The sequence below is a fragment of the Nonomuraea endophytica genome, assembly GCF_014203235.1.
GTDB classification, from domain to species: Bacteria; Actinomycetota; Actinomycetes; order Streptosporangiales; family Streptosporangiaceae; genus Nonomuraea; species Nonomuraea endophytica.
Map to the genome: position 1 here is coordinate 592,305 of NZ_JACHIN010000004.1, position 13,439 is coordinate 605,743.

Annotated in this window: 11 protein-coding genes; 6 read left to right on the top strand and 5 right to left on the bottom strand. The window is 72.9% G+C overall.

The genetic code is table 11. The features are described 5' to 3' along the window. Positions 1-33 precede the first annotated feature (33 nt). The gene (locus tag HNR40_RS18295; protein ID WP_184962707.1) at positions 34-1,503 is read left to right on the top strand and encodes an MFS transporter; all 1,470 of its coding nucleotides are present in this window, start codon (positions 34-36) and stop codon (positions 1,501-1,503) included. Here HNR40_RS18295 and HNR40_RS18300 read toward each other — a convergent pair. Genes HNR40_RS18300 through HNR40_RS18320 form a run of 5 tightly spaced genes read right to left on the bottom strand, consistent with a single transcriptional unit; the run spans position 1,485 to position 8,277 of the window. Further along, positions 1,485-2,594 carry a vWA domain-containing protein gene (locus HNR40_RS18300; RefSeq protein WP_184962709.1) on the bottom strand — a complete coding sequence of 370 codons (1,110 nt, stop codon included), beginning with the start codon at positions 2,592-2,594 and terminating at the stop codon, positions 1,485-1,487. The genes HNR40_RS18295 and HNR40_RS18300 overlap by 19 nt on opposite strands. Further along, complete coding sequence (locus HNR40_RS18305; RefSeq protein WP_184962711.1) at positions 2,587-4,803, bottom strand: DUF5682 family protein; 2,217 nt, start codon at positions 4,801-4,803, stop codon at positions 2,587-2,589. Before HNR40_RS18305 ends, HNR40_RS18300 begins: the two co-directional genes overlap by 8 nt. Then, positions 4,800-5,864: an ATP-binding protein gene (locus tag HNR40_RS18310; RefSeq protein ID WP_184962713.1), complete on the bottom strand. Its 1,065-nt coding sequence runs from the start codon at positions 5,862-5,864 to the stop codon at positions 4,800-4,802. Before HNR40_RS18310 ends, HNR40_RS18305 begins: the two co-directional genes overlap by 4 nt. After that, a complete protein-coding gene (locus HNR40_RS18315) occupies positions 5,861-7,270 on the bottom strand; it encodes a DUF5691 domain-containing protein (protein WP_184962715.1) in 1,410 nt (469 codons plus the stop codon). Before HNR40_RS18315 ends, HNR40_RS18310 begins: the two co-directional genes overlap by 4 nt. 20 nt (positions 7,271-7,290) lie before the next feature. Continuing rightward, a complete protein-coding gene (locus HNR40_RS18320) occupies positions 7,291-8,277 on the bottom strand; it encodes an SWIM zinc finger family protein (RefSeq protein ID WP_184962717.1) in 987 nt (328 codons plus the stop codon). 123 nt (positions 8,278-8,400) lie between these two features. Between HNR40_RS18320 and HNR40_RS18325 the strand changes: the two genes are divergently transcribed. From HNR40_RS18325 to HNR40_RS18345, 5 genes are read left to right on the top strand one after another with little or no spacing between them, the layout of a single operon-like run. Beyond that, on the top strand, positions 8,401-9,696 hold the full coding sequence (locus tag HNR40_RS18325; protein ID WP_184962719.1) for an ABC transporter substrate-binding protein: 1,296 nt from the start codon (positions 8,401-8,403) through the stop codon (positions 9,694-9,696). After that, the gene (locus tag HNR40_RS18330; RefSeq protein ID WP_221340504.1) at positions 9,693-10,571 is read left to right on the top strand and encodes a carbohydrate ABC transporter permease; all 879 of its coding nucleotides are present in this window, start codon (positions 9,693-9,695) and stop codon (positions 10,569-10,571) included. The genes HNR40_RS18325 and HNR40_RS18330 overlap by 4 nt, the downstream gene beginning before the upstream one ends. After that, positions 10,568-11,374 carry a carbohydrate ABC transporter permease gene (locus HNR40_RS18335; RefSeq protein WP_184962721.1) on the top strand — a complete coding sequence of 269 codons (807 nt, stop codon included), beginning with the start codon at positions 10,568-10,570 and terminating at the stop codon, positions 11,372-11,374. The genes HNR40_RS18330 and HNR40_RS18335 overlap by 4 nt, the downstream gene beginning before the upstream one ends. A 22-nt stretch (positions 11,375-11,396) precedes the next feature. Then, a complete protein-coding gene (locus tag HNR40_RS18340; RefSeq protein WP_184962723.1) occupies positions 11,397-13,007 on the top strand; it encodes an NACHT N-terminal Helical domain 1-containing protein in 1,611 nt (536 codons plus the stop codon). Further along, a complete protein-coding gene (locus tag HNR40_RS18345; protein WP_184962725.1) occupies positions 12,973-13,434 on the top strand; it encodes a leucine-rich repeat domain-containing protein in 462 nt (153 codons plus the stop codon). The genes HNR40_RS18340 and HNR40_RS18345 overlap by 35 nt, the downstream gene beginning before the upstream one ends. Positions 13,435-13,439 lie beyond the last annotated feature (5 nt).

The window sequence follows — 13,439 nt, forward strand, 5'->3', positions numbered from 1 at the left end:
ATAAAGCACCGAGCAGGGGTCATGGTCGGTGGCATGACAAGCAAGTGGTGGCCGCTGGTGGCGGTCTGCATGGGTGCGTTCATGCTGTTGATGCAGGCGGGCGCGGTCGCGGTCGCGCTGCCGGACATGGCCGGCGATCTCGGCGCGACGTTCTCCTCGCTGCAATGGGTCCTCGACGGGTACGCGCTGGCGCTCGCGGCCCTCCTGCTGGGCGCCGGCTCGCTCGCCGACCTGGTGGGCCGGAGAAGGATGTACGTGGCGGGGCTGGCGCTGTTCGGCCTGGCCTGCCTGGCCTGCGGGCTGGCGCCGTCGATCGGGCTGCTGGTGGCGGCCTCGGTGGCCCAGGGCGTGGGGGCGGCGATCATGTTCGCCACCACGATGGCCCTGCTCAACTCCACCTACCAGGGCCGCGACCGGGGCGTCGCGTTCGGCGTCTGGGGCGCGGTCAACGGCGCCGCGGCCGGAGCCGGGGTGCTGCTCGGCGGCGTCGTCACCGAGCACGGCAGCTGGCGGGCGGTCTTCCTGGCCAACGTGCCGCTGGCGATCGCGGCGATCGCGCTCACGCTCGCGGTGCTCACCGAGTCGCGCGATCCGCGGTCCCGCCGCGTGGACGTCTCGGGCACCACCACGTTCACGCTCGGCGCCGGCGCGCTCACCTACGCCCTCATCAGGGCCGGTGAGTACGGCTGGGCCGACGCCGCCGCCCTGGCCTGGGCAGCGGCGGGCCTGGTGGCGCTGACCGTGTTCGTCGTCCTCCAGGCCAGGGGCGGGAACGCCATGCTGGACCTGAAGCTGTTCCGATCGCCGCGCTTCGTCGGCATCATGATCGCGGCCATGGCGCTCAGCGTGTCCGCCTTCGGCTACCTCGCCTACACCTCCCTGTGGCTGCAGTCGCTGCTGGGCCTCGGCGCGGCCGGAGCCGGGCTCGTGCTGCTGCCGCTGTCCGGCATCGCCTTCGTCGCCGCCCTGGTCGCCGGGCCGTACCTGCACCGGGCCGACCCGAGGGTGCTCGTGGGCGGCGGCATGCTGCTGATCGGCGCCGGGGCGCTGGCCCAGGCGGTCCTGGACGCGGGTTCCGGCTGGGCGGCGCTGCTGCCCGGCCTGTCGCTCACCGGGCTGGGCGTCGGCATCTGCAGCCCGGCCATGTCATCGGCGGCGATGGGCGCGGTGGCGCCGGAGCGCGGCGGGATGGCGGCGGGAGCGCTCAACACGTTCCGGCAGCTCGGGCAGGCGTTCGGCGTGGCGGTGCTCGGGTCGGTGTTCCGTGCGGGGGCCGAGGGCCGGATGACCGGGCGGCTGGCCGACCCGGCGGGGGCCACCGACCTGCTCGCCTCCGGGCAGGCCGGGCTGCTGCCCGGGGCGCTGGCCAGGGCGGCGTTCGCGGGCGGGCTGAACGCGGCCTACCTGGTGGCGGGGGTGGCCGGGCTGGTCGCCGGGGTGCTGGTCCTGGTGCTGCGGGGCCGTACCCGTGACCGGCGGCCCGTCTACGGGGCGGCCGTCTGACGGCCCTCGACCGCGGCCGCCATCAGCTCGGGGAAGGCGTCGGGCGTGCACGCGAACGCGGGCACGCCCAGCGCGGCCAGCGCGGCGGCGTGGTCCCTGTCGAACAGCGGCGTGCCCTCGTCCGACAGCGCCAGCAGCACGATCACCCGCACCCCCGCCCTGGTCATCGCGGCGACCCTGCGCAGCATCTCGTCCCTGATCCCGCCCTCGAACAGGTCGCTGAGCAGCACCAGGACCGACTCGGCCGGGCGTTCGAGCAGCCCCTCGCAGTAGGCCAGCGCCCGGTTGATGTCGGTGCCGCCGCCCAGCTGGGTGCCGAACAGCAGCTCGACCGGGTCGTGCAGCAGGTCGCTGAGGTCGGCCACGGCGGTGTCGAACACCACCATGCGGGTCCGCAGCGCCGGGATCGAGGCCAGCACCGCGCCGAACACCCCCGCGTACACCACCGACTCCGCCATCGAGCCGCTCTGGTCCACGCACAGCACGACGTCGCGCCGGAGCGAGCGTCGCTTGCGGGCGTGCCCGACCAGCCGCTCGGGCACGACGGTCCTGCGGTCGGGCAGGTAGTGGCCGAGGTTGGCGAGGATCGTCCGGTTCCAGTCCACATCGGAGGTACGGCGGGGCCGCCGCGTCCGCGCCACCCGGTCCAGCGCCCCCGCCACGGCGGTCCGCGTCCTGGCAGTGAGCCGCTTCTCCAGATCGTCGACCACCGCCCTGACCAGCGCCCGCGCCGACTCGCGCGCCTCGTCCGGCATCACCTTGGCCAGCGACAGCAGCGTGGCGGCCAGGTGCACGTCGGGCTCGACCGCCTCCAGCATCTCGGGCTCGACCAGCAGCCGGGTCAGGTCGAGCCGGTCGATCGCGTCCTGCTGCATGACCTGCACGACACCGGGCGGGAAGTACCTGCGCACGTCACCCAGCCAGCGGGCCACCCTGGGCGCGGAGGTCCCGAGCCCGCCCCGCTCCCCGCTCTCGTACAACGACCCGAGCGCCGCGTCCATCCGGGCGTCGTCGCCGTGCAGGCCGAGGCCGGTGCCGTCCGCGTCGCCGCCGCCGAGCACCAGCCGCCACCTGCGCAGCCGCTCATCCATGGGCCCTCCCGAGTATCGTCAGCACGGTCCGCCCGGCCGCCGCCGCCCGCCGTTCGTCGATCTCCCGCTCGGGCCGCGCGCCGCCCGCGCCCGACCGCACCCGTTCCCCGATCGCCCTGCGCTCCGGTACGGCGAAGCCGCCGAACGTCCGCCGCAGCAACGGCAGCACCTCGGTGAACTGTTCGCCGGACAGCCCGCTCATCCATGCGTCGACCAGGTCCAGCAGCCGCGCGTCGTGCACCAGCAGCAGCCCGCCCCCGGCCAGGAACCCCTCGATCCACGCCGCCGCCCTGGCGGGCCCGCCGCCGCGCGAGGTGGCCCTGGCCAGCCGCCGTTCCGCGTCGGCCAGCGCGCCCGCGTCCAGCAGGATCCGCGTCAGCCGCCCCTCGACCAGGCCGTGCGCGCCGGAGGTGTCGCAGATCGCCAGGAGTGTGGCCAGCCAGCGCTCGCGGGCGGCCGGATCGCCGAGCAGGTCGACCGCGGCGTGCACGCCGTCCACCTGGGCCAGCATCGCGCCCGCTGCCCGCCCGGACAGTCCGGGCAGCGCGGCGGGGAGCCCGGCCCTGATCCGGTCCAGCATCGACCGGGCGACCGCCGCCAGCCCTTCGGCCGGGGTCCCCCGGACGTCGCCGTAGCGGTGGGCGCGGACGATCGCCGGCAGCGCGGTCATCAGGTGCGTGATGTCGGCGTCCAGCGCGGCCCGCTCCGACAGGGCTGCGAGCACACCGGGCAGCGCGCCGGGCAGCTCGGCCAGCAGGCACTTCTCGACCGTCGCGGCGAGCTCGCCCAGGCTCTGGCCGGTCGGCGCCAGGTCGAGCACGCGGCGGGTGGCCGCGGTCTCCACCGTGGTGCCGAGCGCCGCCGACTCGATCAGCGCCAGGTCGAACTCCGGCCGCCACTCCAGCCGCCAGCTCTCCCTGAACGTCCCCCTGCCCCGCGCCTCCCCCGGCACCCCCCAGGGCACGCCGAGCAGCCGCAGCCGGTGCAGCAGATGACTCCTGCCCAGGTCCAGCGTCCTGCGCAGATCCAGCTCCAGCTCACGCACGACCGTGCCGGCCCGCTCCTCGCGCACGGCCATGACGACCTGCTCCTCCCGGGCGGCCTGCTCCTCGCGGGTGGCGGGGTGGAGGCGGAGGTGGCGTTGCTGCTCGCGCAGGTCGCGCTGCAGGGGTACGAGCGGCGCGTCGTCGCCCACGTGGCCCAGCCGGTCGCCGACGACCATGCGGCGCTGGATCAGCGCGACCCGCAGCTCGTCGCCCTCGCACAACACGGCCCTGGCCGCCTCGGTGACCTCGCTCAGCCCCGGCAGCGGGCGGCCGCGGAGGGCGGCCAGGCTTCCGGCCAGCCGTACCGCCTCGATGACGTGCGCGGACGAGACGGCCAGTCCCTCCTCGCGCAGCACCGCTCCGGCCGCGCCCAGCCATCGCTCGACCGGCCGGTCGGCCACCGTGAACAGGTGGTGGTACCAGCCGGGCGAGCCGACTCCCGCGCCGTAGCCGGAGCGGATCGCGAGCCGCTCGTACGTCCACGGCACCCACGCCAGCGCCGCCTTCACCTTGGGCAGGCCGCGCAGCAGCGCGTCGTCGGCCTTCACCGGGGGCGGCGACCCGGCCAGCGCGGGCACGTGCCACGCGCCGCAGACCACCGCTATCCGCTCATGTCCTGCCTTGACGGTCGCGCGCAGGACACGCCGCATGTACGCCTCACGCCGGGCCTCGAAGGCGTCCGGCGTGTACCCCTCCCGGAGCGCCGCCATGGCCTCGCCGATCACCTCGAACTGCGACGCGGCGCCGGGCCGGTGCTCGACCGCGTCCTCCCACCAGCGTTCCGGGTCGTCGTGCCCGGCGGCAGCGGCCAGCTCGCCGATCGGGTCGCGTACGCCGCGTTCGCCACCGCCCTGCGGAGCGAGCAGGTGGGCGGCGGGCAGGTCGCAGAAGCGGATCGGGACGCCGTGGCGCGTGCCGTACAGGATGGCCTGCCATTCCGGCGAGAACACCGCGAACGGCCAGAAAGCCGACCGCGACGGATCGCCCGGAACGTGCGCCAGCAGCGCGACGGGCGGCTCACACCCGGCGGCGAAACGGACGAGCGCGTCGGCCTCGGGCGGCCCCTCGATGAGGATCGCGTCGGGCCGCAGCCGCGCCAGACCCTCCCGTACGGCCTGCGCCGACCCGGGCCCGTGATGCCGGACGCCGAACACCTCGATCATGAGACCTCGCGGCAGGCCCGGTAGAAGTCATGCCAGTCCGGGCGTTCGCGGACCACCGTCTCCAGGTACTCCCGCCACACCACCCGGTCGGCGGCCGGTTCGCGCACGACGGCGCCCACGAGCCCGGCGGCCACGTCGGCGGCCCGCAGCACGCCGTCGCCGAAATGGGCAGCCAGCGCGATGCCGCTGGTCAGCACCGAGATGGCCTCGGCCGTGGACAGGGTGCCGCTGGGCGACTTGAGCTTGGTGCGGCCGTCCTCGGTGACGCCGTCGCGCAGTTCGCGGAAGACGGTGACCACGCGGCGGATCTCCTCCAGGCCGGTCGTGGTCTCGGGAAGCTGCAGGGAGCGGCCGAGCTGGGCGACCCGGCGGGTGACGATCTCCATCTCCTCCTCGGCCGTGGCGGGGACCGGCAGCACGACGGTGTTGAAGCGCCGGCGCAGCGCGCTGGACAGCTCGTTCACGCCGCGGTCGCGGTCGTTGGCGGTGGCGATGAGGTTGAAGCCGCGCTGGGCCTGGACCTCCGTGTTGAGCTCGGGGATCGGAAGCGTCTTCTCCGACAGCGCGGTGATCAGCGCGTCCTGGACGTCGGAGGGCATCCGGGTGAGCTCCTCGACCCTGGCGATGCGGCCCTCGGCCATCGCGCGCATGACCGGGCTGGGCGTGAGCGCCTCGCGCGAGGGACCGTCGGCCAGCAGGCGGGCGTAGTTCCAGCCGTAGCGGACGGCCTCCTCCGGGGTGCCGGCGGTGCCCTGGACCAGCAGCGTGGAGTCGCCGCTGATCGCCGCCGCGAGATGCTCCGACAGCCAGGTCTTGGCCGTGCCGGGGACGCCGAGCAGCAGCAGCGCCCGGTCGGTGGCCAGCGTGGCGACGGCGACCTCGACGATACGGCGGGCGCCCACGTACTTGGGGGTGATCCGGCTCCCGTCGCCCAGCACGTACGTGGTCACGGCCCAGGGCGACAGCGCCCAGCCGGGCGGCCTGGGCCGGTCGTCCTCCTTGGCCAGCAGCGCCAGTTCCTCGGCGTACTCGTCCTCCGCATGGGCCCGCAGGACCGTCATGCGTTCTCCCTTCCCAATTCTTTTCGCCCAAGCTCTTCTCGCCCAAGCTCCTTACGCCCAAGCTCCTTACGCCCAAGCTCTTCTCGCCCAAGCTCCTTTCGCCCAAGCTCCTTCACCATCTCCGCCCGGAACCGCAGCACCTCCGCCACCTCGGCCGCGCCGCTCTGCCCGGCCAGCGCATGCAGCTCAGGATCCACGCGTTCACCGGCGAGCCGGGCGAGCTCGCCGAGGTTCCAGGGCTGGCTGGCGGCGATCGTGGCGATCTTGTTGAGTACGGCTGCCGCCAGCCCGGCCCCCCACGGCGGTTCGACGCCGCCGAGGACCATGATGAGCTGGCTATCCATGTCCTGATTTTTCACGAACTCGGCGGCTAGTTCCTGCTGTTCCTCCGGCGGCAGCACGCCCAGCAGATCCGCGATCGGATCGTGCGCGAACATCGCCCGCGCCCACCCCGCCTCCCGCTGCAACACCGCCGCCCGCACCCATCCCGCCTTGACCTCGGCGTCCCAGTCGGAGATCCGCAGCCCGAGCATCACCCGGGGCTCGGCCCACATCCGCAGCGGCGCCCGCGCCACCACCTGCTGCAGCCACCAGGCCCGCTCGCCGATCCCCCTCGGCGGCTTGGCCCGCACGCCGTCACGCTCCATCGCCGCGTCGCACTCAAGCGGCGGCCGCACCTCGACGCGCCCGCCGGACACCGTCAGGCACGCCGCCGCCCGCCGCGCCATCCGCCCGGCCAGCCGGGAGTCCGGCAGCCCGGCCAGCAGGTTGGCCGCCGACTGGCGTACCTCGCGGCGCCGGTCGTCCAGCGCGCGTTCCAGGAACGGCTCGTCGGCCATGCTCAGGCCCACGCCCAGCGCCTCGGCGAACTCCGCCCGATCTTCCGGCGTCTCCCGTTCCCACGTGCCTTCGAGCAGTTCCCGTGCCGCCGCCGGGTCGGCCGCCCTGACGGCGCGCAGGTGGGCGCGGCGGTCGGCGGGCGAGCCGTACTCCCAGCTCTCGCCGGTGGGCTCGTCGAGCAGGAAGGCCCAGGCCGGGTTCAGCCCGGCCAGCCACCGCCCGCGCCGCCCGGCCAGGACCCCGAGCCACGCCCTGATCGACCGGTCGCGCCTGCCGCGTTCGAGCAGGTCGGGCAGGACGTGCGGTGGTACTCTGCGCCCGCTCCCGGCCGCCACCGCCAGCCACTCGCCCAGCACCCTGCCGTGCTCGCCGCCCAGAATCCGCCCCAGCCGCTCCGCCGCCTCCCACGACACCGCCGCCCGCTCCTCAGGATCCGCCCGCTCACGGTCCCGCACGTCCAAGGCCACCTGCCCAGCCCGCCGCCGCACGACCTCGACCGCCGCATCCCCCAGCAGCTCTCCCCGGTACAGCCGACGCGCCGTCCCCACCAGAGCGGTGGAAACCATCTCCTCCCACCCGGGCCCGCTCACAGGGGCACCGGCCTGGCGTCGTCGTCCCACACCGTCAGCGGACGCAGCCCGAGCGGCGTCCACTCGACCGCCACCGTCACCGGCCCGCCACCGGAGACCGCGATCAACCGCCACGGGTCATGACAGACCGGGCACAACGGCAATCCCCCGAGGTCGGCCCGCCCCGGCACCACCCCGTCCAGCAGCAACGGCCACGCGTCCGTCCAAGGATCGGCCGCCACCGCCCCGGCCACCTCCTCCAGCGCCTCCTCCACCGAAACCGCCCAGGACCCCAGGCCAGCCGCGGAAGAGCCCCCGCGAAGACCATCCGGCGCGGGAAAGGCCCCGTGCGGACCGGGTTCCACCGCGCCGGGCGGGAGGACAAACCCCGGCGGCTCCTCCCCGTCCAGGTCGACGACCAGGGCCCGTAGCGGGGCGGCGGCGGGGTAGAAGGCCAGGGCCGCCTCCAGGGTGGCGCCGGGTGGCGGGGTCTCGTCCATGGGATGAGCCGCGGGGGTGAAGGTCAGGATGAGGGCCGGACGGCCGGTGGCCTGGCCGCGCAGCCACACGCGCCGGGCGGTCACGTGGTCGAGCGGCTCGTCCCGGACCCCGAGCACCAGCCACCGGTCAACCACATGCGGCTCGGCGAGCACCTCCGCCCGCGAGGTCGTGAACCCCACCCGGGTCAGCACGGTACGCGCCAGGGAAGGGGGCAGCTCGGCACGCCGCCGGTAGGCCACGGCCAGCAGGTTGAGCAGGGCGTATTCTGACAGCAGCGCACCCGGCCAGCCCGCCGCGGCCCGCACCCGCTCCAGCCGGGCCACCAGCCCGGCCGCTCCGGGGGCCTGGGCGTCGACCAGCCGCTTGACCAGATCATCCCAGTCGCGATCCCCCGCCTGGCCCAGGCCGAGCCGTACCTGGTCACCGAGCCACCGCTCCAGCTCGGCCAGCCCGGCGGCCACTCTCGCGTGCCGCGCGGTCTGAGCTGGGGTTTCGGAGATCACTCGATGCAGGGTAGCGGTCGAGACCGACATTTCCTGGCAAAGGGACTGGCGTGACCGGGACCACACGTCTACTGTATTCAAAACTCAGAATACATCACGTGACATACCACCGGGAGCAACCCCGTGAAGAGAGCCATCGCCGGGCTATCACTCGTTCTCACCGCTTCCTGCGCCACCGGCGGCGTCCCGGCCAAGGAAGCGCCGAAGATCACCCAGTCCGCAAACGCCAAGGTGTCAGGAAACATCGAGATCTGGTCGTGGGATGTCGCCGCCAAGGCGCTCCAACGGCTGGCCCCCGAGTTCGAGAAGGCCAACCCCGGTGTCAAGGTCAAGGTGACCGACATCGGCTACGACAACGCCTACGACAAGATCACCGTCGGCCTCAAGTCGGGCGCCGGCCTGCCCGACATCATCACGCTCGAAGACACCGCCATCCCCGGCTACGCCGAGAACTTCCCCGACGGCCTGGTCGACCTCACACCGGTGGCAGGCAAGTACAAGGCCGACTTCGACCCGGCCAAGTGGCAGGCCGCGTCCACCGCCAAGGGCCTGTACGCCCTGCCCTGGGACTCGGCCCCCGTCGGCCTGTACTACCGCCGCGACTACTTCGAGAAGGCCAAGGTCGACCCCAAGTCCCTCACCACCTGGGACGACGCGGTCAAGGCCGGCGAGAAGATCAAGCAGGCCACCGGCAAGCGCCTGTTCGTCTCCGACCTGGCGAGCGTCGCCACCTTCACCACGCTCCTGCAGCAGCTCGGCCAGGGCTACTTCGTCGACGGCAAGGTCGCGGTCAACTCCCCCGACGCGGTCCGCGCGCTCACCCTGCTCAAGACGCTCAAGGACAAGGACCTCCTGCAGAACGAGAAGGGCTGGGACGGCCGCGTCACCGCCACCAAGCAGGGCAAGGCCGCCACCCAGCCGACCGCCGCCTGGTGGAGCGGCACGCTGACGGCCGAGATGCCGGAGCTGTCGGGCAAGTTCGGGGTCGTCCCGCTGCCCGCCTTCGAGGCCGGCGGCAGCCGTACCTCGGCCAATGGCGGGTCGGCGCTGTCGATCACCGCGCAGACCAAGAACCAGCAGACCGCCTGGGCCTTCCTCGACTGGCTGCTCGCGGGCAAGGAGCGGCAGGTCTCGATGATGCGGACCGAGGCGCTCTTCCCCGCCTACCTGCCCGCGCTGACCGACCCGCTGTTCGACGAGCCGCAGCCGTACTTCGGCGGCGAGAAGGTCAACCGCCTGTTCGCCGACGAGGTGAAGGAGATCCCGCCGGTGGAGCTGACCGGTGACGACAAGCAGGCGGAGGAACTGCTGAAGAAGGCCGTCTCGGCCTGCCTGCTCAACGGCGAGGACCCCAAGGCGGTGCTCGACGGCGCGGCCGAGCAGCTCGCCGCCGCCACCCAGCGCGAGATCGCCCCGTGAGTTCCGTCGCGGTCGACGTTCCGAAGATCCGGCGGTACGGCCGGCGGCGCCGTACCGTCGCATGGGTCTTCGCGGGACCGGCGGCGGCGCTGCTGGCGCTCTTCTTCGCCTACCCGCTGGCCGCGTCGCTGCTGCAGAGCCTGGAAGGCGGGTTCGGGAACTACGCGCGGCTGGTGCGCGACCCGTCGTTCCTGCGGTCGCTGTCCAACGCCGGGCTGATCCTCGTGGTCCAGGTGCCGGTGATGATCGGTCTGGCGACCGTGCTGGCCTACGTGCTCAACCAGTCGTGGCTGAAGTTCCGCGCGACGCTCCGGGTGGCGTACTTCCTGCCCGCGGTGACGACGCTGGTGGCGTACGCGGTGGTGTTCCGCGTGCTGCTGCGCACCGAGGGCGGGGCGGTCAACCAGGTGCTCGGGCTGCAGGTGGACTGGCTGAACGACCCGTTCTGGGCCCGGGTGGCGCTGATCGCGTCGCTGACCTGGCGCTGGGTGGGGTACAACGCGGTCATCCTGCTGGCCGGGCTGCAGGGGATCGGGCGCGAGCAGTACGAGGCGGCGGCCATCGACGGCGCCGGGTCGCTGACCACGTTCCGGCGGGTGATCCTGCCACAGCTGCGGCCGGTCGTGGTGTTCTGCTCGATCACCTCGACGATCGGGACGCTGCAGTTGTTCGACGAGCCGCTGGTGCTGACCGGCGGCGGGCCCGGCGACGCCACGCTGACGCCGATCCTCTACCTCTACCAGGTCGGCTTCAAGCAGCTCGACTTCGGTTACGCGGCGGCGATCGCCTGGGCCGTCGTGGCACTGATCGGGGCGCTGTCCTGGGTGCAGTTCCGCTACTTCGGCTCGCGTACGTCCGGGAAGGAGCGCGCATGAGGCGGCTCGTGTGGGTGCTGGCCGTTCTGGGCGCCCTGGTGAGCGTGGTGCCGTTCTACTGGATGATCGTGGCGGCCACCCACGACGGCAGCGAGCTGTTCGCCTCCCCGCCACCGTTCCTGCCCGGCGGCGACCTGCTGAACAACATCGTCAAGCTTGAGGAGTCCGTGCACTTCGCCCGGGTCATGGCCACGAGCGTCTGGACCGCGCTGGTCTACACCGCGCTCAGCTCGCTGGTGTCGGCGATGTGCGGGTACGGCCTGGCCAAGTACCGATTCCACGGCCGGGGCCTGCTCCTGGGCGTCGTCCTGGCCACGATGATGGTGCCGTTCCAGGTGCTGCTGGTGCCGTTGTTCCAGATGATGGCCAGCATCGGCTGGGTCGACACCTATCAGGCGATCATCATCCCGTTCCTGGCCAACTCCTTCGGGATCTTCCTCATGCGCCAGGCGTTCCTCGACTTCCCTGACGAGCTGCTGGAGAGCGGGCGCCTGGACGGGGCCGGTGACATGCGGATCTTCTACCGGATCGTGCTGCCGGTGGTCCGGCCGCAGCTCGGCGCCCTGGTCATCTTCACCTTCATGTCGCAGTGGAACTCGTTCATCTGGCCGCTCCTCATGCTCAACTCCGAGGAGCGCTACACCGTGCCGGTGGCGCTGAACCACCTGATCGGGCTCTCCCACGTGGACTACGCGGGGCTCATGCTCGGCGCGTTCCTCGCCACGCTGCCGCTGATGCTGGTCTTCCTGGTGTTCCAGCGGCAGTTCGTGGCCGGTCTGCTGGGGGGCGCCGTGAAGGGGTGAGATTTCCCGCATGATCGCATTTATGCCAGGTGTGGAGACGGCGGTCGTGGCGGCGGGCAAGGCCATCGCGGAACGCGCGATGCGCGAATGGCTCGCCGCCCGCGCCGCGAGCCGGGACCGCGACGCACAGCTCAAGGACATGATCCAGAGCGGCTTCCGTGACCGCCTGGCCCCCAGGAAGTTCGGCAACCAGCTCGAAGGCATGGCCATGGCCGTCGAGGCCCGGCTGCGCGACCTGGTCGAGCAGGAGTACCGAGGGCTGGACGAGGACGCCCGCTCCGCCGTACTCCTGGAGGTCGTCGAGTCGCTGCGCACGGCGGACCTGTCGGACGAGGCGCTGTTCAACGCGGACGCCGACCCCGCGCGGCTGGCCAGGCGCGTGCTCGACACCGTCGCGCCGCCCCGCCTCGGCACCACCGAGGACGCGCTCTACGGCGTGCTGCTGGCCGAGTGCGTGGCCTGCCTGGTCGGCATGATGCAGCAGCTTCCTCCCTACCTGCCGCGCGCCGCGACCGAGAGCCTCGCCCGCCTCAGCGGCCTGGCCGAGGGCATGGAACGTGTCCTGGCCCGCCTGCCCGTCCGCACGCTCGATGCCCCCGAGGGCTCCCAGGACGACCACGCCTTCGAGCAGCACTACCTGGCCTTCCTCAGCCGCACCCTCGACGAGGTCGAGCTGTTCGGCGTGCCCATGGAGACCTACCGCCCGCGCACCTCCCTCAGCGTCGCCTACATCTCGCTCACCGTCAGCGCCGGCCACGAGCGCCGCCCGCCGGAGCGCCTCGCGCCCGCCTCGCTGACCGGCCGCGACGAGAGCGAGCCCGGCAGCCGCCGCATCGAGTCCGCGCCAGCCACGCAGACGGCCGCCTGCCCGCCCCCGCCGACCTGCTCGACGACGTCGCCCAGGAGGTCGCGGGCCGGATGCCGCGCGGCTGGGCCGAGCGCGTGCTCGCATCCGGCCGCGGCCTGCTGCGCATGCCGTACCGGGCGGCTGACGTGCTGGAGTACCTGCCCGGTGCCGGGCAGGATCGACTTCGCCCACAAGACCGTCCAGGAGTACCTGGCGGCCGGCCAGCTCGTCGAGGACGACGACGGCGAGGCGGCCGTCGAACGCGCCCACCTGGACCAGTGGCGGGAGGTCGTCGTCATGACCGCGGGCCACGCCACCGGCCGCCTGCGCCGCGACCTGCTGCGCGGCCTCCTGGACCGGGCCGACGACGGCGGCCGGCACACCCGGCGGCTGCGGCTGCTGGTGGCGTCCTGCCTGGAGACGATCAGGGAGATCCCGCTGGAGCTGCGGGAACGGGTGGAGTCGTGCCTGGCCGAGGTGATCCCGCCGCGTACCGAGGACGAGGCCAGGATCCTGGCGGCGGCGGGTGAGGAGATCCTGCGCCGCGTCCCCGACGACCTGTCGGCGTTCACCCCGCTGCAGGCGGCGCTGACGGTCCGGATGACCGGGCTGATCCCTCGCGTTCCTGAAGGACACGCCACAACTCGAGAGCCTCGACCTCCTGCAGTTCGCGGGAGATCTCGGCCCCGCCGGCCTCCTTCCCCGCCTGAGGCTCCTGTGGCTCTACGCCGACCGGCCTCGCCCGCTGGACATGACGCCCCTCTACGGCCTGGAGAACCTACGTGAGCTCTGGGTATGGAACGTCGTCTTCGAGGCCGATCACGCCTTCCTCGACCACCGGCCTCGCCTGCACCACCTTGGCCTGAACCTGCCGGACGGCGACGCCTGGATGGAAGGGCTGTCACGGCAGACGGAGCTGAGGATGGTCTCCCTCGACGGAGACGGCCAGCGCCTGTCTCCTTCGGTCTTCGCCCACGCGAGCGAACTGATCTCGCTCACCCTGGACAACCTCCGGGGATTGCCCGAGTGTCTCGACGCCCTGGTGTCGGCCGGCCCACCTCTCCAGGAACTGCGTCTCTACGACACCGATCTCACCGATGTGTCGATCATCACCCGGCTGCCCACGCTCAAGCGCTTCGCCATCTCACCGTCCGAGGGCCTGGACCTCACCCCGTTGGCCGCCGTCCCCGGCCTCGTCGTCAATCCTGACTAACATCA